This is a genomic window from Burkholderia theae, from assembly GCF_048565265.1.
Lineage (GTDB): Bacteria > Pseudomonadota > Gammaproteobacteria > Burkholderiales > Burkholderiaceae > Burkholderia > Burkholderia theae.
Window position 1 is genome coordinate 754,003 of the sequence record NZ_CP183463.1, and the last position, 20,105, is coordinate 774,107.

A 20,105-nucleotide genomic window follows, 5' to 3' on the forward strand; every position below is an offset into this window, starting at 1 on the left:
GCAGCGAAATCTAGACGATCCGGCCGGTCAGTAAAATCGGATTATTCTTGACGGCCTGTTCGGAAAAATCTAACGGTACCTCCATGCGTTCGATATCGCAGACATTCCGCTGTTTCGACGAAGTCGCGCGACGCGGCTCGATTCGCAAGGCGGCCGACGCGCTGCACCTGACCGCTGCCGCGGTGCACCAGCAAATCCGCAATCTCGAGGAGCAGGTCGGCGTGCCGCTGTTCGACCGGCTGCCGCGCGGCATGCAGCTGACGCTCGCCGGCGAGATCGTCATCGCGGCCGTACGGCGCGGCCAGCGCGACTTCGACAACGCACTGACGCAGGTCGAAGACCTGCGTGCGCTGCGGCGCGGGCACGTGAACCTGGCCGTGCCCGCATCGACGGCCGAACAGCTCGTGCCCGACGCGATCCTCGCCGCGATGCAGCGTTATCCGGGCGTCACGTACAGCGTGCGCTCGGGAAACGGCGAGAGCATCGTGCGCTGGGTCGAGACGGGCGAGGCCGACATCGGTTATGCGCTGCGCCGGCGCACGGCGGCGGGCGTCGTCGAGGTGCGCGCGTTCGCGCAGCCGCTGGGTGTCGTCACGGCGCCCGGCCATCCGCTGGCATCGACCGGCGGCAAGGTGCGGCTGCGCGACTGCTTCGCGCATCCGCTGATCCTGATGACGCCCGACACGGAACTGCGCGCGATGTTCGACCAGATCGATGCACGGCAGCCGCGCACCGTGCGGCCGCTGGTCGAGACTGGATCGGTGCCGATGGTGCGGCGCCTCGCGGCCGAAGGCGCGGGTGTCGGCTTCCTGATCGCGGAGAACGTCGCCGACGACGTGGCCGCCGGCCGGCTCGCCTGGACGCCGCTCGCGGATGCGGGCGCGCGCTCGTTCAGCTGCATCTACCAGCGGGCGGACATGAGCGCGACCGTCGCGATGACGATGTTTCTCGAGTTCTTCTCCGCGGCGATCGACGCGATGGAGCGCGGTTTCGCGCGTGACGGCGGGGCGGCCGGCAAGCGGCGCCGGGCGCCAAGGTAACGGAAACGGCATCGGCCGTGCGCCCGCATGGCGATGCAGTGCAACAAGCGAACCGCATGCCGGTTCGCCGAAGTTGCACACACAACGGCCGGTCGCATCGCGTCATTTCCTTATTGCGGAAAAAATTTTGTTCATGGGACTATCGAACGCGTTGCCCGCGCACCGAGGGGGGCGCAGGCAGCGAGACGCCCATCGCAACGAACGACAAGAACATCGACACAATGAAAAAACCGGCGATTTTCCCGTATGCATCCGCGTTGCTCGCGGCCGCCATGATGACGGCCTGCGGCGGCAACGACATCGAAACCGATGCGGGCTCCACGACGACACCCACGGCCGACACGAGCTGTCTCGCGATCGACAACAGCGGTTCGACGGTCGTCGTGGGCTCGAACCAGCCGGGCGATCCGTCGCTGCCGGAAGCGTCGTCGGGTTATCGCACCGGGATGAAGCCCGTTTATGCGAAAACGTACCTGGTGGCCACGTCGAACGCGTACGCGAGCGCGGCCGGTTGCGCGGTGCTGAAGAAAGGCGGCACGGCCGCCGACGCGGCGGTCGCCGTGCAGGCCGTGCTCGGCCTGACGGTGCCCGAGGCGACGGGCCTCGGGTCGGGCGGCGTGCTGCTCTACTACGATGCGCGCGGCAAGACGCTGCAGGCATACGACGGCCGCGAAACCGCGCCGGCCGCCGCGACGGAGAACTACCTGCGCTACGTCGACGACGCGACCGACCAGTCGGCGCCGCAACCGAACGCGCGCGCAAGCGGCCGCTCGATCGGCACGATCGGCGTGCCGCGACTCATCGAGGCGCTGCAGCAGGATCACGGCCGGTTGCCGTGGCAGAGCCTGTTCGGCGACGCGATCACGCTCGCGACCAACGGCTTTCCGATCGGCGGCCGGCTTGCCGACGCGATCGCGGCGAACGCGCCGAACCTGAAGCGCGACGCCGAAGCCGCCGCGTATTTCCTGAACGCCGACGGTTCGCCGAAGACGCTCGGCACCGTGCTGAAGAATCCCGCTTACGCCCATACGCTGACGCTGATGGCACAGTCGGGCGCGAACGCGCTGTACACGGGGCAGATTGCGCAGGACATCGTCGCGAAGATCGCGACGACGAAGGGTGCGGACGGCTCGACGCTCACGCCGGGCAAGACGACCGTCGCGGATCTGGCCGCGTATCAGGCGAAGCGTCGCGAACCTGTGTGCACGACCTATCGCAGCTACTGGGTGTGCGGAATGCCGCCGCCGTCGTCGGGCGGCATCGCGGTTGCATCGGCGCTCGGCATTCTCGAGAACTTCGACCTGAAGTCGCTGAAGCCGACGGCGATCGATCTCGAAGGCGGCAAGCCGACCGTCGCGGGCGTGCACCTCGTCACCGAGGCCGAACGGCTCGCGTATGCCGATCGCGACAAGTACGTGGCCGATACGGACTTCGTGCCGCTGCCGGGCGGCACGTGGGACACGATGCTGAACAAGCCGTACCTGAAATCGCGCGCGGCGCTGATCGACACGAGCAAGAGCATGGGCACCGCGCAGCCCGGCAATCTCGGCGCGGTGCCGCTCGGCGTCGACACGACGCTGATCGAGCACGGCACGAACCAGTTCACGATCGTCGACGGCGACGGCAACGTGTTGAGCGCGACGACGACGGTCGAATCGAGCATGGGCTCGTTCCACATGACCAACGGCTTCCTGCTGAACAACCAGCTGACCGACTTTTCCGCGAACCCGGTCGACAGCGCCGGCAATCCGGTGGCCAACCGCCTGCAGCCGGGCAAGCGGCCGCGCAGCTCGATGGCGCCGACGATCGTGTTCGGGCAGGCCGCGGACGGTTCGCGCGGCAACTTCGTCATGGCGACCGGTTCGCCGGGCGGCGGCACCATTCCGCAATACGTGGTCAAGACGCTCGTCGGCGCGCTCGACTGGGGGCTCGACGCGCAGCAGTCCGCGGGGCTCGTCGATTTCGGCGCGAGCAACAGCCCGACGACCACGATCGGCGGCGAGCATCCGAACGTCAATACGGCGAACAACGGGGCGAACGATCCGCTGATCACGGGGCTGCTCGCGCTCGGGCACAAGGTGTCGACGTCCGCGCAGGCGAGCGGCGTCAATACGGTGATGCGCGTGACGGTCGGCCAGTCACCCGCGTTGCAGGGCGGCACCGATCCGCGTCGCGAAGGCGTCGTGCTCGGCGATACGTTCCGGCCGTAATTCGACGGAACACGTGCGGCCCCGATCTGCCTGTTTCCGCCGACAGGCGGTCGGGGCCGCGCGTCGTGAAGGAGTCGCAATGACGAACGCGCATCTGCTTGAAATGGACGCAATCCTGTCGGCGCCGGGCTTTTTCGATTTCCTCGGCGACGTCGATTGCGATCGCGCGCTGGACAGTCGCGATGCCGACCCGTTCGATGCGCAATGGATAGCGGCATTCGATGCGATCGACGGCGATCCGGGTGCCGCGATCGATACGCCGGCCGTAAATGCGTTGCGCGAAAAGGCGTACAAGCTCGCCTTCAGCGCCTCGGGCAACGCCGATGTGGCGGCGTGCGTGTCCGACGACATCGAACTGATCGCGAGGAGCCGGTTGTCGGGCCGCACCGACGGCTGGCCGACACATATCCTTTGGGATGCTTATAAAAGCGGCCGGTTTCCCTGCTAGCCGTTCATCTCACTGGTTGCCCGATGCGTGATGATCGGGTAGATCACCATCGCGACGTGGCCCGCGCCGCACGCTACCGGGTTCGCGCCCGCCCGCCTGCAAATACCTCCGCCGTTTCGTCGCAAGCCCCCGATTGTCAAACTATGTGAGTCAATCGTCAGCATTTGCAACGGAAGTAACAGTCCCCGCAATTCAATCGTTTTGCACGCCGGCGCCGCTACATTAGCTCCACCTGCCGCACGTCGCGGCGAGGCATGCGACAAGCCGCCCGGAGGCGGCTCGCAGCAACAACGTCTTTGGGGAGAATGACCATGAACAAGATTCGTACGATTCTGCTGGGTGCCGCACTGACCGCGATGGCGACTTCGGCTGCGTTTGCACAGACGGCCCAGACCGGCGCCGGGGGTTCCGCAGGCGTTGGTGCACAGGTTCAGACGCCGCTGCTCGGCGGCGGTGTGGGCGTGCAGGCTGGCGCCGGCGCGAACGCGGCAGGCTCGGGTTCGGGCGCGGGCCACCTCGTCGGCGGCGCGCTGAACGGCGTCGGCAAGACGGTCGGCGGCGTCGGCTCGGCAGCCGGCAATGCGGTCGGCGGTGCGACGCAAGCGGTGGGTTCGGCAGCGGGCACGGCGAAGGATGCCGCGGCATCGACCGTGCACGCGACGAAGTCGCATGTGAAGCACGTCGCCGGCACAGCGAAGAGCCACGCGCAAGGCGCGGTGTCGACGGCAGGCGATGTCGCGGGCGGCGCGAAGGCGAAGGCCGGCGAAGCGCTCGAAGGCGCGGCGAATTCGGCGCAGGGCGGCGCATCGATCGGCCTGAAGGGTTCGGCGTCGGCACAAGGCGGCGCGCTGTAAGCGACACGCATCCCGTCACGGCCCGGCCCGCTTCGTTGCGGGCCGGGCCGTTTTTTTATGGGCGCGCGTGGCCCCTGCCCATTGCCCGTCCGCCATGCTTAAATAGCGGGGCTCCCGGTTGCCGGGCCGCCGCGACGGCGGTGCCGGCCGATCCGGGCAAGCATGTCCGATCGACATCGTGACGACAGACGAAACCAAAACGCCGTTCCGGCCCGCCCGGCGCGGTCCGATAACATTCCGAGGCATCACGTCATGACCATCCTGTTCCGTCTTCTCGCGCTCGCCTGCGCGCTCTGGCTGGCTGCCTGCGCGGCACCGCCGTCGCCATCCGCCAGTACCGCCGCGTCCGCCGCCGCGCCGCAGGCGCCGGACGCCAGCGAACGCCGCGGGCTCGGTACCGCGTGGGGCGAGTCGGTGCGATCCGAAACCCGCAATGTCGAATTCGAACGCGCGGATCCGGCGAAGCCGACGGATCTCGCATCGGTCTACTACAACGATGCGTTGCCCGGACATCCTCCCGCCGCCCAGGTTCGCCGGTTGCCGACTCGCGTCGCACTCGCGAACGGCGACATCGCGCTGTCGTTTACCGACGAAAAGGGCGCGCTGCTGCGTCTTGCACGCAGCAACGGCCGCTGGCACATGGCGGGCGTCGAGGGTTCGCGCTACATGATCGTGCTGCGCAACCAGGGGCGCCGCACGTTCGAAGTCGTGTCGACGGTCGACGGGCTCGACGTGCTGTCGGGGCGGCCGGGCAGCTATACGAACGGCGGTTACGTGCTGTACCCGGGCCGCACGCTGACGATCGAGGGCTTCCGCAAGAGCCGCGACGAAGTCGCCGCGTTCCGCTTCGCGGCGGTGCCCGACAGTTATGTCGCGAATTCGAAGTACGGCGATGCCGCGAACGTCGGCGTGATCGGCGTCGCGCTGTTCGCGCAGAAGGAGAACGACGAGGAAGCATTGCGCCGCAACGCGAATCCGTTCCCCGGCAACGACAACGGCTTTGCGCCGCCGCCCGTACCGCGCGGCGAGTGACGGCACGTGGCGAAGCGCATCGCATTCGTCGCGACGCACGACGCACGACGCACGACGCACGCGGTGCGCTCTTGAAACGGGACTGCCCGGCCTGCATGCCGGCGCATACGACGACCTCCAGGACACTCCTGCGCGATCCATGCGGACACGAAATAACCCGACGATATCGGTTGCGTTGAAGGCCGCGGCGCTCGCGTTGCTGGCCGCGAATGCCGCCGTTGCATGCGCCGAAACGCCAGCGCACGAATCGGTGTTGCTTGCGAATGGTCATGCGATCGAATGGGCACGCCCGAGGCTGCTCGAAGTCGACGCGGCCCGCCACCGGACCTCCGTGCTGAGCGTGCCGGACGCGCTTCGGCGCGCCCTTGCCGATGCATCGAGCGTCGCGTTCCCGTCGGACCGTTCGAAGCGGATCGACGGCAACGACTATGTGCTGGTCGTCGTCAACCGCTCGTCAAGCAGCCGTCCGACCGGGTATTGCGGCGCGGGCGAAGAAGGGGCGCTGTACGTGCTGGAACTGCGCGGTGCCCGCGCGGTGCCGCGCTTTTCGTTGCCCGTGCAAAGCTGTCTCGACACCGTTTCGCTCGAAACCGATGGCGGAACGCAATCGCCGTATCGGGCGATCGCGTGGCGCGACGCACCGGCCGGCATCGACATCCGGTGGGAATATCTCGCGCACGGTGGCGCAACGCATCGCGTCTATCGTTTCGTGAACGGCACGTTTGCCGAAGTCGAGGTTCCGGAGTAACGCGGTCGTGCTGCGGCACAATGGACGTTCGAATTCGCATCGCGTGCTTCCCCACCATCCGGATCGACGGAGAACCGCATGTCGTTACCCGCTTTCAGGTACCATCCCGACCCGCTCGCAACGGGCAGCGTGATCCGCTCGGACGCGCGCTGCGTGTGCTGCGGCGATGCGCGCGGCTACGTCTACGCCGGCCCCGTGTACGCGGTCGACGAGTACGAGCAGTGCATCTGCCCGTGGTGCATTGCCGACGGCTCGGCGCAAACGCGGCTCGATGCAAGTTTTACCGATACGGACGGCATCGGCGGCGGCGAATGGGACGAGGTGCCCGAAGCGGTCGTCGACGAGATCGCCTGTCGCACGCCGGGTTTTCAGGGCTGGCAGCAGGAACGGTGGTGGACGCATTGCGGCGATGGCGCGCAATTCATCGGCCGCGCGGGCGCTGACGAACTGACGGCGCTCGGCCCGCAGGCCGTCGCGTCGATCCGGGCGTCGACCGGGCTCGACGACGGTGCCGAGTGGCGGCGTTTTTTCGCCGCGCTCGACAAGGACGGCTCGCCGACCGCGTATGTGTTTCGCTGCATCCATTGCGGCGAACTCGGCGGCTACCAGGATTGCGATTGACGGCCGGTCCGCATCATCGTCATGAAACAGAGGAATCTTCGTGAAGTTCATCCACGCGGCAGACATTCACCTTGACAGCCCGTTGCACGGCCTGAGCGCGTATCCCGACGCGCCGGCCGCGCAGTTGCGCAACGCGTCGCGCGAGGCGCTGCGGCAACTCGTGGATCGTGCGATCGAAGAGGAAGTCGCGTTCCTCGTGATCGCCGGCGACCTGTACGACGGCGACTGGAAGGATCACAACACGGGCATCTTCTTCGGCCAGCAGATGGGGCGCCTGCGCAAGGCCGGCATTCGCGCATTCGTTCTCGGCGGCAACCACGATGCCGAAAGCGAGATGACGAAGAAGCTGACGCTGCCCGACAACGTCACCGTGTTCGGCCACCGCAAGCCGGAAACCGTCAAGCTGCCGGAATTCGACGTCGCGCTGCACGGTCAGAGCTTCAAGGACAAGGCCGTCGTCGACAATCTCGCGATCGCTTATCCGGACCCGGTGCCCGGCTACTACAACATCGGCGTGCTGCACACCGCGCTCGAAGGTTATGCGGCGCACGCGAACTATGCGCCGTGCACGCTGGCCGAACTGCATGCCAAGGGTTACGACTACTGGGCGCTTGGCCACGTGCATGAATTCCAGCAATGGTCGGGGCCGTCCACCGTCGTGTTTCCTGGCAACCTGCAGGGTCGCCATATCCGCGAGACGGGCCGCCGCGGCGCGGTGCTCGTGACGGTCGAACAAGGCCGCACGCAGGTCGAGCGCCTGTATCTCGACGTGCTGCGCTGGGAAGCCGTGTCGGTCGACGCGTCCGACTGCTTCACGGTCGCCGACCTGTCGAGAAAGATCGGCCAGTCGCTGGAGGCGCTGCTGACCGTCGACGGCCACGTGCCGCGCGCGGTGCGCGTGACGGTCACGGGGCGCACGCCCGCGCACGGTCTCTTTTTCGGCCGCGCGCCGCAGTTGCGCGCGGAGGTGCTGAACCAGATCGGCATCATCGGCAACGAACGGCTGTGGCTCGAGAAGGTCCGGCTCGCGACGTCCGCCGCCGATCATCAGCAGGGCGAGAGCGAGCAGCTCGAAGCGCTGGAGGACCTGAAGCAGATCCTGGCCGACGCCGCGCACGATCCGGATTTCCTCGCGCTGCTCGAACGCGACCTGAAGCCGTTCGTCGGCAAGGTGCGCAGCGACGTGAAGGAGGAAGTGCCGTTGCTGACGATGGCGCGCGCAGGCGAGCTCACCGCGCTGGTCGAGCAGGTCGGTCCCGCGTTGCTCGCGCGGCTGGCACGGGGGGAGTAAGCGATGCGCATCAATCAGCTCGATCTGATCAAGTACGGCAAGTTCACCGACGAGACGCTGCGTTTCCCGTCGGCCGGCGAGGATTTTCATGTGATCGTGGGGCCGAACGAGGCCGGCAAGTCGACGATCCGCACGGCCGTGTCGGAGCTGCTGTTCGGGATGAAACTGCAGACGCCGCTCGACTTCCTGCACAGCACCCCCGAACTGCGGATCGGCGGCGTGCTGGAGAACGGTACGGGCGAATACGCGTTCCACCGTGCGCGCGGGCGCAGTCCGCTGCGCACACCTGCCGACGACAAGCTGCCCGACGACTATCTGGCCGCCCTCCTCGACGGCGCGACGCGAGAATTCTTCGAGCAGATGTTCGGGCTCGATCACGGGCGGCTGGTTGATGGTGGCCGCAGCATTCTCGATGCATCCGACAAGCTCGGCCAGGTGCTGTTCGAATCGGCCGCCGGGGTCGGCAGTCTCGGGCCGGTGCGGGAGGATCTCGATGCGCGTTCTGGCGAGCTGTGGGCGCCGCGTCGTAGCGGCAGCGCGTTTGCGCTGGCCGAAACCTTGTTCACCGAAGCCGTGACTGAACTGAAGACGGTCCAGGTGCGCACGCGCGACTGGGTCGATCGCAAGGACGCGCGCGAAGCGGTCGAACAGCAGATCGAGCAGGCGCGCGCGGAGCAGCGTCGGCTTGAAGCGTTGCGTTCGAAGCTGGAACGCGTGCGGCGGCTCGCGCCGTACCTGAAGGAGCTGACGGTCAAGGATGCGGCGCTGGCCGAACTGGGCGTGGTCGTCGAATTGCCGCCGACCGCGTATGCGGATCTGCTGAAAGCGCAGGGCGATCTCGCGGCGGAGCAAAAGGTACTCGAGGAACGGCGTGCCGACCTGCTCGCCAAACGGCAGGCGCGCGATGCGATCGACGCCGATGCCGACACGCTCGCGCTCGAAGCCGATATCGAAGCGCTCGATCGGCTGCGCGGCGCCTGCATGAATCACGCGCAGGATCTGCTGCTGCTCGGCGCGGATGTCGAGCGGCACCTGTCCGCCGCGTTTTCGGCGGCCGCCCAGCTCGACTGGCCGACGGACGAGGCGTCGTTGCGTGCGTCGCTGCCGACGGCGCTGTCGCTGAAGACCGTCGCGAGCCTGCTGCGCGAACACGGCGCGCTGCACCAGGCGCTCGCCGGCGCGCGCGAATCGCTCGACGAACGCACGCGCGAGCTTGCGCAGGTGCGCGAGCAACAGGCGCGCGTGTCGACCGTCGACGTGCCGGAGGCGTTGCGCGCGGCGCTCGCCGACGCACAAAGTTTTCGCAACAGCGGCCAGCGCGAGCAGGCGCTCGAAAGTGAAATCGCTGCCGCCGAACGGACGCTGTCCGGCGCGCTCGATGCGCTCGGCCAGTGGCGCATGCCGGTCGACACGCTGCGCGCGCTCGACGTGCCGTCGGCGGCGCGGCTCGGCGTGCTGCTCAAGGAAGAAAGCGAGCATGCAAGCGCGGCTGCCGCCGCGCGCGAAGCGCGAGATGGCGCGCTCGAAGAGCTCGAGCGACTCGAACTGCAGGAGAAGCATTTCGCGGAGAACCACAAGGTCGTCACGACCGCGGACGTGCTGGCAGCGCGCGCACGACGCGACGGTGCGTGGGGCGACATCCGCAGCGGCGCTGTCGATCTTGCAACCGGCGCACCGGCGGTCGACGACGCGATTCGCCTCGCCGACGAACTCGTCGATGCGCAGCTCGGCGCCACGCAGGCAGCGGCGACGCTGCAATCGCTGCGTCAGCAGGTTGAAGCCGCGCGGGCTGGCGTGACGCGCAGGCAGGCTGCGTCGGACGAGCGCGAGCGCGCGTTGGCCGCGCATCGCGACGCATGGACAGCACTCGCCACGCAAGCCGCGGTGCCCGGCATGCCGCTGGCGGCGATGGGCGACTGGCTGGCGAAGCGCGACACGGTGTTTGCGGCGCAGGCCGATCTTGACCGTCAGCACCGCGAGTTCGACACGATTCGTACTGCACGGGCCGGTGCCGAAGCCGCGCTGCGTGCGGCACTGCATACCGTGTCGCGCGGCGGCGAGTCGGACGGACTCGCCGCGCTCGTCGCGATCGCCGAGACCTTCGTGCAGTCGGCCGAGAAAGCGATCGCGCAGAAGGACAGCCTCGAGGATCGCGCGCGGGAAGCCGAACGCGGATCCGCGACCGCGCAGTCGCGGGCCGACCACGCGCAGACGGCCTACGATGCGTGGCACGCGCAATGGCGCGACGCGCTGGCCGACGCGAAACTGTCCGCGAGCGCGGTGACGCTGGCCGCGGCGGAAGGCGCGCTCGGGCTCGCGAACGCGGTGACGGCCGAACTGGCCGATGCCGACGCGCCGCGCAACCGGATCGCCGCGATCCGCGCGGAGCTGGCCGCGCTCGAGGCCGGCGCGCGGCGGCTTGCCGAAGCGCTTGCGCCGGAATGGCTGACGAGCGGCGACTGGCCGGACGTTGCGCGCCGGCTGACGATGCGCCTCGCGGCCGCCAGGGAAATCGCGCGCGCGATCGGGCGTGCCGACGAGGCCGTGCGGCAGGCCGATGGCAAGGTCGCGGATGCGGCCGCCGCGGTGGCCGGTGCCGATGCACGCATCCAGCCGCTGCTTCAACTGGCCGGCGTGACGTCGATCGACGCGGCGCTGCCGCTGGCCGAGCGTTCGGATCGCCAGCGCCAGCTGCGGCAAGCGGTCGATGCCGCGCACGAGGCGCTGGTGCGCGATGGCGACGGTCTGTCCCGGTCCGCCGTCGAGGCGGAGGTCGCGGAACATGACATTGTCGACGTGCCGGCGCACCTGGAAGCGGTGAAGCAGTCGCTGGGCGATGTCGGCAAGCGTCTGAACGAGCTCGCGCAGCAGCAGGTCGTGGCCGACCAGGCGTTCGGTGCGATCGACGGCCAGGCGAATGCGGCCGTCGCCGAGTCGAAGCGGCAGGAAGCGCTGGCGGCGATGGGCGATGCGGCCGAGCAGTATCTGGAGGCGGCCACCGCGAGCCGGTTGCTGAAGTGGGCGACGGATCGCTATCGCGACCAGAAGCAGGGGCCGATGCTCAGGCGGGCGGGCGAGATCTTCGCCGGACTCACGCTCGGCGAATTCGCGAAGCTGACCGTCGATACCGAACGGACGCCGCCCGCGCTGTATGCGCGGCGCACGAAGGGAACGTCGGTCGAGGTCGCCGGGTTGAGCGAGGGGACGCGCGACCAGCTGTTCCTCGCGCTGCGGATCGCGGCGCTGGAGCTGCAGCTCGGCAGCAGGACCGCGCTGCCGTTCGTTGCCGACGATCTGTTCATCAACTTCGACGACGCGCGCGCGAAGGCCGGGCTCGACGCGCTGCGCGATCTGTCGACGCGAACCCAGGTGCTGTTCCTGACGCACCACGATCACCTGCTGCCGCTTGTGAAGGACGTGTTCGGCGCGCGGGTCAACGTGGTCGAGCTGCAGCGCGCGCCGGCCGGCGCGTGATGCGGGGCGCGCGCGGATGCCGGCGCACGGGAAGGGTCATCGCGTACAGGTAGTATGTGCGGTTCCGAAATGCCCGCGGCCGGTTCTGCCGGTCGCGGGACTGGCCACACGAGGGGGGAATATGAAAAAGCTGGTAGCCGCCATCGCGTTCGCGGCGGACAAGCATCGCAATCAACGGCGCAAGGACGAAGAGGCGTCGCCGTACATCAATCATCCGATCGCGCTCGCCGACGTGCTGGCCAACGAGGCCGGCGTCGAGGACGAACGCGTGATCGTCGCTGCCGTGCTGCACGACACGGTCGAGGATACCGAGACGACCGAGCAGGAGTTGCTGCGGCTGTTCGGCAAGGATGTCGCGGACATCGTGATGGAAGTCACCGACGACAAGTCGTTGCCGAAGGACGAGCGCAAGCGCCTGCAGGTCGAGCATGCGGCGACCATCAGCCGGCGCGCAAAGCTCGTGAAGCTGGCCGACAAGATCTGCAACCTGCGCGACATCGCGCGGCACCCGCCCGCGGACTGGCCGCTCGAGCGCAAGCAGGCGTACTTCGACTGGGCGAAGTCGGTCGTCGACCCGATGCGCGGCGTGCATCCCGGTCTCGAGGCGATCTTCGACACCGCATACGGCGCACGGCCGGCGGACTGAGGCACCCGCATGCGATCGGCCCGATCCGTCGGATCCGCCACGCGGCATTCGCCCGTCGTGGCGGGCGTGGATGTGGGCGGCGACAGGAAGCAATGCGATCTCGTGATCCTGCGCGGCTCGACGGTCGTCTGCCGCGAAGCGCGGATCGCGCCCGAGGCGGTGCCGGCGCTGTGTCTCGCCCATGACGTCGTGGCCGTCGGCGTCGACGCACCGAGTCTGTGGTGGGCGGGAAGCGGGCGCCGGGCGGCCGAACAGGCGCTCGCGCGCGAACGGATCTCGTGCTTTCCGACGCCGTCGCGGGAGCAGGCGGTCGCGAGCACGTCCGGCTTCTTCGACTGGATGTTCATGGGAGAGCGCGTCTACCAGGCGCTGGCGGATGCCTATCCGCTGCTCACCGACGAGCGATATGCGGGCGGGCGCGCGAGCTTCGAAACCTATCCTTACGCGATTACCTGCGCGATGCTGGGTAAGGCGGTTGCGTCGGCGAAGCAGAAGCGCAACCAGCGCCGGCAATTGCTGGAGCGACTGGGCATCGACGTGTCGACGCTGCGTTCCGTCGATGCGCGAGACGCGACGCTTTGCGCGCTGACGGCGCAATACGTGATCGACGGGAGCGCGCATGCGTATGGCGATGCGGAGGGCGGATATATCCGCGTGCCGATCGTGAGCGAGACGATCGTCCTCGACTCACCGTAGTTGCGATGCACGGCCCCGAGGCGGGCGGAGATCGCAGGCTTGTCGTTGCGACAAGGTGAGCTTTTGCGGGAGGTGTGCGGCCGGCCTGGCGACGAAGGTGTCAGGCCGCGATTGTCGGCCGGCACGCATCGGGATTGCCGGCGCACCTGGCATGAAGCCGGCGTGCCGTGCGCTTCCGGGTGGTGCTGCTCAATCCTCGAGGATCGATTTCGGCACGCTGGCCAGATCGCAGGCTTGTGCCTGCTCGAAGTAGTTTTCTGCGTCGTCGATCATCACGACCGCGACGTCGATCAATTCATCGAGCCGCTGCAGCAGCGATTCACGCCACTCGATGTCTTCGTCGCGCTCGGGCGTCTTGTCCATCTGCTCGATGATCGAATCGGCCGTCTGCAGGAAAGGAATGGCCTGCTGATAGTTTTCGATCGAGACCATCGCCGCGTTGCGCGCGCCGACGAGCCGTTCGCGGTGCTCATCCGCCAGTTCGGATTCGCCGCTGATCCGCGGCAATACATCCGAGATGCGCTGCAGGAGCGGCGGGGCCTGTTCTTCCAGCATGATGGCGCGCTCGCGCAGGGCCGCATATTCGTCGCGAAGATCGGCGTCGCCGGATTGAGTGGTGCTGTCCATCGTCGATGTGAGTACGTAGTTCAGTCGCGGCATGATACTCGACCGCGCAAGATCCCTTGTTTGTTCGGCAGATTGGGGTTGCGAGGTCGGTGGAGGGGCGAACGCACGCCGTCGAAGCCGGGAGGCTCGACATCACGTTCGGTGGTCTGAGGATTGGCGGGGATGCGAGCCCGGAACGCGGTTGAGCATGCAATGCGGCCGGTCTCTATATATAGGACGAAAGAGCGGCTTGCCTCGCTTCCTATGGAGGGCGGTTCGCGCTGCGATGCGCGGTCCGTCGAGCCCAAGCCACCGTGCGCGTCAGCGCACGGTGGCTTTTCAAAAGAATTTCACAAAGGGGCTTGCGCGAACGGGTCGGGGTGCATAGAATCACGCCTCTTTCGCGCTAACGGAAACGCGGCGCGGACGAGGGAAGCGAAGCAGTGTGAGTGTCTGGTTTCGGACGCTGGCGCTGCTGAGGAAGTTGAACCCCGCAGTCGCAACGAAGCAGTTAAAAAGTTGTTGACGAACTGCGAAACACGGTTCATAATCTCGCTTCTCTGCTGCTGAAAACGCAGCGCTGCTGAGAAACACGAAGTTCCTCGCAGATTGCTCTTTAAAAATTAACAGCCGATAAGTGTGGGCGCTTGATGGAAGCGAGCTGATCCTCGGATCAGATAGCAAAAGTATCAAGAGTCTCACACTAAAGTAAGTCAGGTTTATGAAGCAATTCATATTCCTGTCAGCTTTGAGTGAGCGACCGGTTCTTAACCGAACCGAAAACAGTAACAGGTTTAAACTGAAGAGTTTGATCCTGGCTCAGATTGAACGCTGGCGGCATGCCTTACACATGCAAGTCGAACGGCAGCACGGGTGCTTGCACCTGGTGGCGAGTGGCGAACGGGTGAGTAATACATCGGAACATGTCCTGTAGTGGGGGATAGCCCGGCGAAAGCCGGATTAATACCGCATACGATCTACGGATGAAAGCGGGGGACCTTCGGGCCTCGCGCTATAGGGTTGGCCGATGGCTGATTAGCTAGTTGGTGGGGTAAAGGCCTACCAAGGCGACGATCAGTAGCTGGTCTGAGAGGACGACCAGCCACACTGGGACTGAGACACGGCCCAGACTCCTACGGGAGGCAGCAGTGGGGAATTTTGGACAATGGGCGAAAGCCTGATCCAGCAATGCCGCGTGTGTGAAGAAGGCCTTCGGGTTGTAAAGCACTTTTGTCCGGAAAGAAATCCTTGGCTCTAATACAGTCGGGGGATGACGGTACCGGAAGAATAAGCACCGGCTAACTACGTGCCAGCAGCCGCGGTAATACGTAGGGTGCGAGCGTTAATCGGAATTACTGGGCGTAAAGCGTGCGCAGGCGGTTTGCTAAGACCGATGTGAAATCCCCGGGCTCAACCTGGGAACTGCATTGGTGACTGGCAGGCTAGAGTATGGCAGAGGGGGGTAGAATTCCACGTGTAGCAGTGAAATGCGTAGAGATGTGGAGGAATACCGATGGCGAAGGCAGCCCCCTGGGCCAATACTGACGCTCATGCACGAAAGCGTGGGGAGCAAACAGGATTAGATACCCTGGTAGTCCACGCCCTAAACGATGTCAACTAGTTGTTGGGGATTCATTTCCTTAGTAACGTAGCTAACGCGTGAAGTTGACCGCCTGGGGAGTACGGTCGCAAGATTAAAACTCAAAGGAATTGACGGGGACCCGCACAAGCGGTGGATGATGTGGATTAATTCGATGCAACGCGAAAAACCTTACCTACCCTTGACATGGTCGGAATCCCGCTGAGAGGTGGGAGTGCTCGAAAGAGAACCGATACACAGGTGCTGCATGGCTGTCGTCAGCTCGTGTCGTGAGATGTTGGGTTAAGTCCCGCAACGAGCGCAACCCTTGTCCTTAGTTGCTACGCAAGAGCACTCTAAGGAGACTGCCGGTGACAAACCGGAGGAAGGTGGGGATGACGTCAAGTCCTCATGGCCCTTATGGGTAGGGCTTCACACGTCATACAATGGTCGGAACAGAGGGTCGCCAACCCGCGAGGGGGAGCTAATCCCAGAAAACCGATCGTAGTCCGGATTGCACTCTGCAACTCGAGTGCATGAAGCTGGAATCGCTAGTAATCGCGGATCAGCATGCCGCGGTGAATACGTTCCCGGGTCTTGTACACACCGCCCGTCACACCATGGGAGTGGGTTTTACCAGAAGTGGCTAGTCTAACCGCAAGGAGGACGGTCACCACGGTAGGATTCATGACTGGGGTGAAGTCGTAACAAGGTAGCCGTATCGGAAGGTGCGGCTGGATCACCTCCTTTCTAGAGCTTCTCGCAAAGTTGAGCGCTCACGCTTATCGGCTGTAAATTAAAGACAGACTCAGGGGTCTGTAGCTCAGTCGGTTAGAGCACCGTCTTGATAAGGCGGGGGTCGTTGGTTCGAATCCAACCAGACCCACCATTGTCTGACGTGTCGGTGATCGTTAGCGCTTTAGCGCTTACGAGTACCCCAAGCCGACCGGCTAACACCTGAGGATCTCTGTACATGGGGGCATAGCTCAGCTGGGAGAGCACCTGCTTTGCAAGCAGGGGGTCGTCGGTTCGATCCCGTCTGCCTCCACCAATCTTCAATGACAAATATTCGAATGAAGTTTGTTCGAGTCTTTGTCATTGGCGATTGAGCCAGTCAGAGTGATACGTAGTATGTATCGGCTGTCGTTCTTTAACAATCTGGAAGAAGTAAGTAATTTGGATAGCGGAAGCGTCTTGAGATGGACGTGGAAACTATCCGGGTTGTGATTGTATCGATGTATCTCAAGATGATTCGAACTCTATGTTTGACTCAATTGGAATACGGCACAACGCGAAAACTCAACCTGTAACGACTGTCGGAGAGACAGACTCGTTATAGGGTCAAGCGAACAAGTGCATGTGGTGGATGCCTTGGCGATCACAGGCGATGAAGGACGCGGTAGCCTGCGAAAAGCTACGGGGAGCTGGCAAACGAGCTTTGATCCGTAGATGTCCGAATGGGGAAACCCACTCCTTTTGGAGTATCCATGGCTGAATACATAGGCCATGTGAAGCGAACGCGGTGAACTGAAACATCTAAGTAACCGCAGGAAAAGAAATCAACCGAGATTCCCAAAGTAGTGGCGAGCGAAATGGGATGAGCCTTGTACTCTTTATTTGTATTGTTAGCCGAACGCTCTGGAAAGTGCGGCCATAGCAGGTGATAGCCCTGTAGGCGAAAACAGTATGAAAGAACTAGGTGTACGACAAGTAGGGCGGGACACGTGAAATCCTGTCTGAAGATGGGGGGACCATCCTCCAAGGCTAAATACTCGTGATCGACCGATAGTGAACCAGTACCGTGAGGGAAAGGCGAAAAGAACCCCGGGAGGGGAGTGAAATAGATCCTGAAACCGCATGCATACAAACAGTCGGAGCCTCGTAAGGGGTGACGGCGTACCTTTTGTATAATGGGTCAGCGACTTACGTTCAGTAGCAAGCTTAACCGTATAGGGCAGGCGTAGCGAAAGCGAGTCCGAATAGGGCGTTCAGTTGCTGGGCGTAGACCCGAAACCAAGTGATCTATCCATGGCCAGGATGAAGGTGCGGTAACACGTACTGGAGGTCCGAACCCACTAACGTTGAAAAGTTAGGGGATGAGCTGTGGATAGGGGTGAAAGGCTAAACAAACTTGGAAATAGCTGGTTCTCTCCGAAAACTATTTAGGTAGTGCCTCGTGTCTCACCTTCGGGGGTAGAGCACTGTCATGGTTGGGGGGTCTATTGCAGATTACCCCGCCATAGCAAACTCCGAATACCGAAGAGTGCAATCACGGGAGACAGACATCGGGTGCTAACGTCCGGTGTCAAGAGGGAAACAACCCAGACCGCCAGCTAAGGTCCCCAAATATAGCTAAGTGGGAAACGAAGTGGGAAGGCTAAAACAGTCAGGAGGTTGGCTTAGAAGCAGCCACCCTTTAAAGAAAGCGTAATAGCTCACTGATCGAGTCGTCCTGCGCGGAAGATGTAACGGGGCTAAGCTATATACCGAAGCTGCGGATGCGTGCTTTGCACGCATGGTAGGAGAGCGTTCCGTAAGCCTGCGAAGGTGCGTTGAAAAGCGTGCTGGAGGTATCGGAAGTGCGAATGCTGACATGAGTAGCGATAAAGGGGGTGAAAGGCCCCCTCGCCGTAAGCCCAAGGTTTCCTACGCAACGTTCATCGGCGTAGGGTGAGTCGGCCCCTAAGGCGAGGCAGAAATGCGTAGCTGATGGGAAGCAGGTCAATATTCCTGCACCATTGTTAGATGCGATGGGGGGACGGATCGCGGAAGGTTGTCCGGGTGTTGGAAGTCCCGGTCGCTGCATTGGAGAAGGCGCTTAGGCAAATCCGGGCGCGGAATTCAAGGGTGTGGCGCGAGCTCCCTAGGGAGCGAAGCAATTGGAAGTGGTTCCAAGAAAAGCCTCTAAGCTTCAGTCTAACGATGACCGTACCGCAAACCGACACAGGTGGGCGAGATGAGTATTCTAAGGCGCTTGAGAGAACTCGGGAGAAGGAACTCGGCAAATTGGTACCGTAACTTCGGGATAAGGTACGCCCTTGTAGCTTGATGCCCCTGCGGGCAAAGGGTGAAGGGGTTGCAATAAACTGGTGGCTGCGACTGTTTAATAAAAACACAGCACTCTGCAAACACGAAAGTGGACGTATAGGGTGTGACGCCTGCCCGGTGCCGGAAGATTAAATGATGGGGTGCAAGCTCTTGATTGAAGTCCCGGTAAACGGCGGCCGTAACTATAACGGTCCTAAGGTAGCGAAATTCCTTGTCGGGTAAGTTCCGACCTGCACGAATGGCGTAACGATGGCCACACTGTCTCCTCCCGAGACTCAGCGAAGTTGAAGTGTTTGTGATGATGCAATCTACCCGCGGCTAGACGGAAAGACCCCATGAACCTTTACTGTAGCTTTGCATTGGACTTTGAACCGATCTGTGTAGGATAGGTGGGAGGCTATGAAACCGGAACGCTAGTTTCGGTGGAGCCGTCCTTGAAATACCACCCTGGTTTGTTTGAGGTTCTAACCTTGGTCCGTGATCCGGATCGGGGACAGTGCATGGTAGGCAGTTTGACTGGGGCGGTCTCCTCCCAAAGCGTAACGGAGGAGTACGAAGGTACGCTAGGTACGGTCGGAAATCGTGCTGATAGTGCAATGGCATAAGCGTGCTTAACTGCGAGACCGACAAGTCGAGCAGGTGCGAAAGCAGGTCATAGTGATCCGGTGGTTCTGTATGGAAGGGCCATCGCTCAACGGATAAAAGGTACTCTGGGGATAACAGGCTGATACCGCCCAAGAGTTCATATCGACGGCGGTGTTTGGCACCTCGATGTCGGCTCATCTCATCCTGGGGCTGTAGCCGGTCCCAAGGGTATGGCTGTTCGCCATTTAAAGAGGTACGTGAGCTGGGTTTAAAACGTCGTGAGACAGTTTGGTCCCTATCTGCCGTGGGCGTTGGATATTTGAAGGGGGCTGCTCCTAGTACGAGAGGACCGGAGTGGACGAACCTCTGGTGTACCGGTTGTCACGCCAGTGGCATCGCCGGGTAGCTATGTTCGGAAGAGATAACCGCTGAAAGCATCTAAGCGGGAAACTCGCCTTAAGATGAGATATCCCTGGGGACTAGATCCCCTTGAAGGGGCGTTCGAGACCAGGACGTTGATAGGTCAGGTGTGTAAGCGCAGTAATGCGTTCAGCTAACTGATACTAATTGCCCGTAAGGCTTGATCCTATAACAAGTCTGTTTCGACAGCCGTTAGCGCTTTAGCGCTTACGGATGTCGAACGTCGAGTGCAGCGCACTCGACGTACAGCGGTTGAGTAACCGCGTTAGTGTGAGATACAACCTCACAACCCCAAAATTACTGCTTCTTCCCGATTGGTCGCGCTGCGAAGCAACACGACAACCCTCTTTGCCTGATGACCATAGCGAGTCGGTCCCACCCCTTCCCATCCCGAACAGGACCGTGAAACGACTCTACGCCGATGATAGTGCGGATTCCCGTGTGAAAGTAGGTAATCGTCAGGCTCCCTAAGCCAAGAACCCCCGCCCGAAAGGCGGGGGTTTTTGCATTTCCGGCGCCGGAAATGCGTGCGCGTCGGCGAAGCGGCAACGTAGCCAAACTGGGCACCGATGATGTCGACTCAGGCCCGCGCCGTTCTCGAGCGATCCGCAGCACCGCATCACCGAAATCTCCTGGCGCCTTCTCCCTTGTACACCTCACGGACAGACAGCACGGTAGTCCGATCTCTCCGAATCAGTCCGTCCTCACCCAACTCCGTAGTCCCCGCCGATCTGCCGCCCACACTGGTCTGGCCAGTCAGGCCTTAAGTTCCTGCAACCGCTGTCGTTAAACAGGACGTTGCCGGCT

General features: G+C 63.5%; 12 protein-coding genes, 2 tRNA genes and 3 rRNA genes. 16 read left to right on the forward strand and 1 reads right to left on the reverse strand.

Features of this window, described 5'->3' with window-relative positions:
• The first annotated feature begins 83 nt into the window (after window positions 1–83).
• From ACN22W_RS36085 to ACN22W_RS36135, 11 genes are all read left to right on the forward strand, one after another.
• A complete protein-coding gene (locus tag ACN22W_RS36085) occupies window positions 84–1,040 on the forward strand; it encodes a LysR family transcriptional regulator (protein ID WP_193103061.1) in 957 nt (318 codons plus the stop codon).
• Between the two features lie 221 nt (window positions 1,041–1,261).
• On the forward strand, window positions 1,262–3,250 hold the full coding sequence (locus ACN22W_RS36090; protein WP_343492624.1) for a gamma-glutamyltransferase family protein: 1,989 nt from the start codon (window positions 1,262–1,264) through the stop codon (window positions 3,248–3,250).
• A gap of 103 nt (window positions 3,251–3,353) precedes the next feature.
• Window positions 3,354–3,698, forward strand: coding sequence for a hypothetical protein (locus tag ACN22W_RS36095; protein WP_419689915.1), 345 nt, complete (start codon window positions 3,354–3,356; stop codon window positions 3,696–3,698).
• A 311-nt stretch (window positions 3,699–4,009) separates the two neighbouring features.
• Window positions 4,010–4,552 (forward strand): hypothetical protein, encoded by a 543-nt coding sequence (locus ACN22W_RS36100; RefSeq protein ID WP_419689916.1) that lies wholly within the window; start codon window positions 4,010–4,012, stop codon window positions 4,550–4,552.
• Window positions 4,553–4,804: 252 nt separating this feature from the next.
• Window positions 4,805–5,584 (forward strand): hypothetical protein, encoded by a 780-nt coding sequence (locus tag ACN22W_RS36105; RefSeq protein WP_419689917.1) that lies wholly within the window; start codon window positions 4,805–4,807, stop codon window positions 5,582–5,584.
• 139 nt (window positions 5,585–5,723) lie between these two features.
• A complete protein-coding gene (locus ACN22W_RS36110; RefSeq protein ID WP_419689918.1) occupies window positions 5,724–6,332 on the forward strand; it encodes a hypothetical protein in 609 nt (202 codons plus the stop codon).
• Window positions 6,333–6,410: 78 nt separating this feature from the next.
• Window positions 6,411–6,953, forward strand: coding sequence for a CbrC family protein (locus tag ACN22W_RS36115; RefSeq protein ID WP_419689919.1), 543 nt, complete (start codon window positions 6,411–6,413; stop codon window positions 6,951–6,953).
• Between the two features lie 40 nt (window positions 6,954–6,993).
• The gene (locus ACN22W_RS36120) at window positions 6,994–8,244 is read left to right on the forward strand and encodes a metallophosphoesterase family protein (RefSeq protein ID WP_419689920.1); all 1,251 of its coding nucleotides are present in this window, start codon (window positions 6,994–6,996) and stop codon (window positions 8,242–8,244) included.
• A gap of 3 nt (window positions 8,245–8,247) precedes the next feature.
• Window positions 8,248–11,718: an AAA family ATPase gene (locus ACN22W_RS36125; protein WP_419689921.1), complete on the forward strand. Its 3,471-nt coding sequence runs from the start codon at window positions 8,248–8,250 to the stop codon at window positions 11,716–11,718.
• Window positions 11,719–11,839: 121 nt separating this feature from the next.
• The gene (locus ACN22W_RS36130; RefSeq protein ID WP_048242583.1) at window positions 11,840–12,364 is read left to right on the forward strand and encodes an HD domain-containing protein; all 525 of its coding nucleotides are present in this window, start codon (window positions 11,840–11,842) and stop codon (window positions 12,362–12,364) included.
• A 9-nt stretch (window positions 12,365–12,373) separates the two neighbouring features.
• On the forward strand, window positions 12,374–13,060 hold the full coding sequence (locus ACN22W_RS36135; protein WP_419689922.1) for a DUF429 domain-containing protein: 687 nt from the start codon (window positions 12,374–12,376) through the stop codon (window positions 13,058–13,060).
• A gap of 189 nt (window positions 13,061–13,249) precedes the next feature.
• On the opposite strand, the gene ACN22W_RS36140 is transcribed toward ACN22W_RS36135, so the two are convergent.
• Window positions 13,250–13,720, reverse strand: a complete 471-nt coding sequence (locus ACN22W_RS36140; protein ID WP_343492616.1) for an ATPase — start codon at window positions 13,718–13,720, stop codon at window positions 13,250–13,252.
• A gap of 742 nt (window positions 13,721–14,462) precedes the next feature.
• Between ACN22W_RS36140 and ACN22W_RS36145 the strand changes: the two genes are divergently transcribed.
• The 5 genes from ACN22W_RS36145 (at window position 14,463) to rrf (ending at window position 19,762) form a co-directional block, all read left to right on the forward strand.
• A 16S ribosomal RNA gene (locus tag ACN22W_RS36145) occupies window positions 14,463–15,995 on the forward strand.
• A gap of 62 nt (window positions 15,996–16,057) precedes the next feature.
• Window positions 16,058–16,134: transfer RNA gene (locus ACN22W_RS36150), tRNA-Ile, on the forward strand.
• A gap of 86 nt (window positions 16,135–16,220) precedes the next feature.
• Window positions 16,221–16,296: transfer RNA gene (locus ACN22W_RS36155), tRNA-Ala, on the forward strand.
• 288 nt (window positions 16,297–16,584) lie between these two features.
• Window positions 16,585–19,466 (forward strand): 23S ribosomal RNA (locus tag ACN22W_RS36160).
• Window positions 19,467–19,649: 183 nt separating this feature from the next.
• A 5S ribosomal RNA gene (gene rrf, locus ACN22W_RS36165) occupies window positions 19,650–19,762 on the forward strand.
• Together the 16S, 23S and 5S rRNA genes with 2 tRNA genes alongside form the textbook arrangement of a ribosomal RNA operon.
• Window positions 19,763–20,105: the final 343 nt, after the last annotated feature.

Coding starts and splice junctions, on each gene's coding strand:
- ACN22W_RS36140 (WP_343492616.1), bottom strand. CDS start 13,720: ATGCCGCGACTGAACTACGTACTCACATCGACGATGGACAGCACCACT.
- ACN22W_RS36115 (WP_419689919.1), top strand. CDS start 6,411: ATGTCGTTACCCGCTTTCAGGTACCATCCCGACCCGCTCGCAACGGGC.
- ACN22W_RS36090 (WP_343492624.1), top strand. CDS start 1,262: ATGAAAAAACCGGCGATTTTCCCGTATGCATCCGCGTTGCTCGCGGCC.
- ACN22W_RS36125 (WP_419689921.1), top strand. CDS start 8,248: ATGCGCATCAATCAGCTCGATCTGATCAAGTACGGCAAGTTCACCGAC.
- ACN22W_RS36110 (WP_419689918.1), top strand. CDS start 5,724: ATGCGGACACGAAATAACCCGACGATATCGGTTGCGTTGAAGGCCGCG.
- ACN22W_RS36095 (WP_419689915.1), top strand. CDS start 3,354: ATGGACGCAATCCTGTCGGCGCCGGGCTTTTTCGATTTCCTCGGCGAC.
- ACN22W_RS36105 (WP_419689917.1), top strand. CDS start 4,805: ATGACCATCCTGTTCCGTCTTCTCGCGCTCGCCTGCGCGCTCTGGCTG.
- ACN22W_RS36085 (WP_193103061.1), top strand. CDS start 84: ATGCGTTCGATATCGCAGACATTCCGCTGTTTCGACGAAGTCGCGCGA.
- ACN22W_RS36100 (WP_419689916.1), top strand. CDS start 4,010: ATGAACAAGATTCGTACGATTCTGCTGGGTGCCGCACTGACCGCGATG.
- ACN22W_RS36130 (WP_048242583.1), top strand. CDS start 11,840: ATGAAAAAGCTGGTAGCCGCCATCGCGTTCGCGGCGGACAAGCATCGC.
- ACN22W_RS36135 (WP_419689922.1), top strand. CDS start 12,374: ATGCGATCGGCCCGATCCGTCGGATCCGCCACGCGGCATTCGCCCGTC.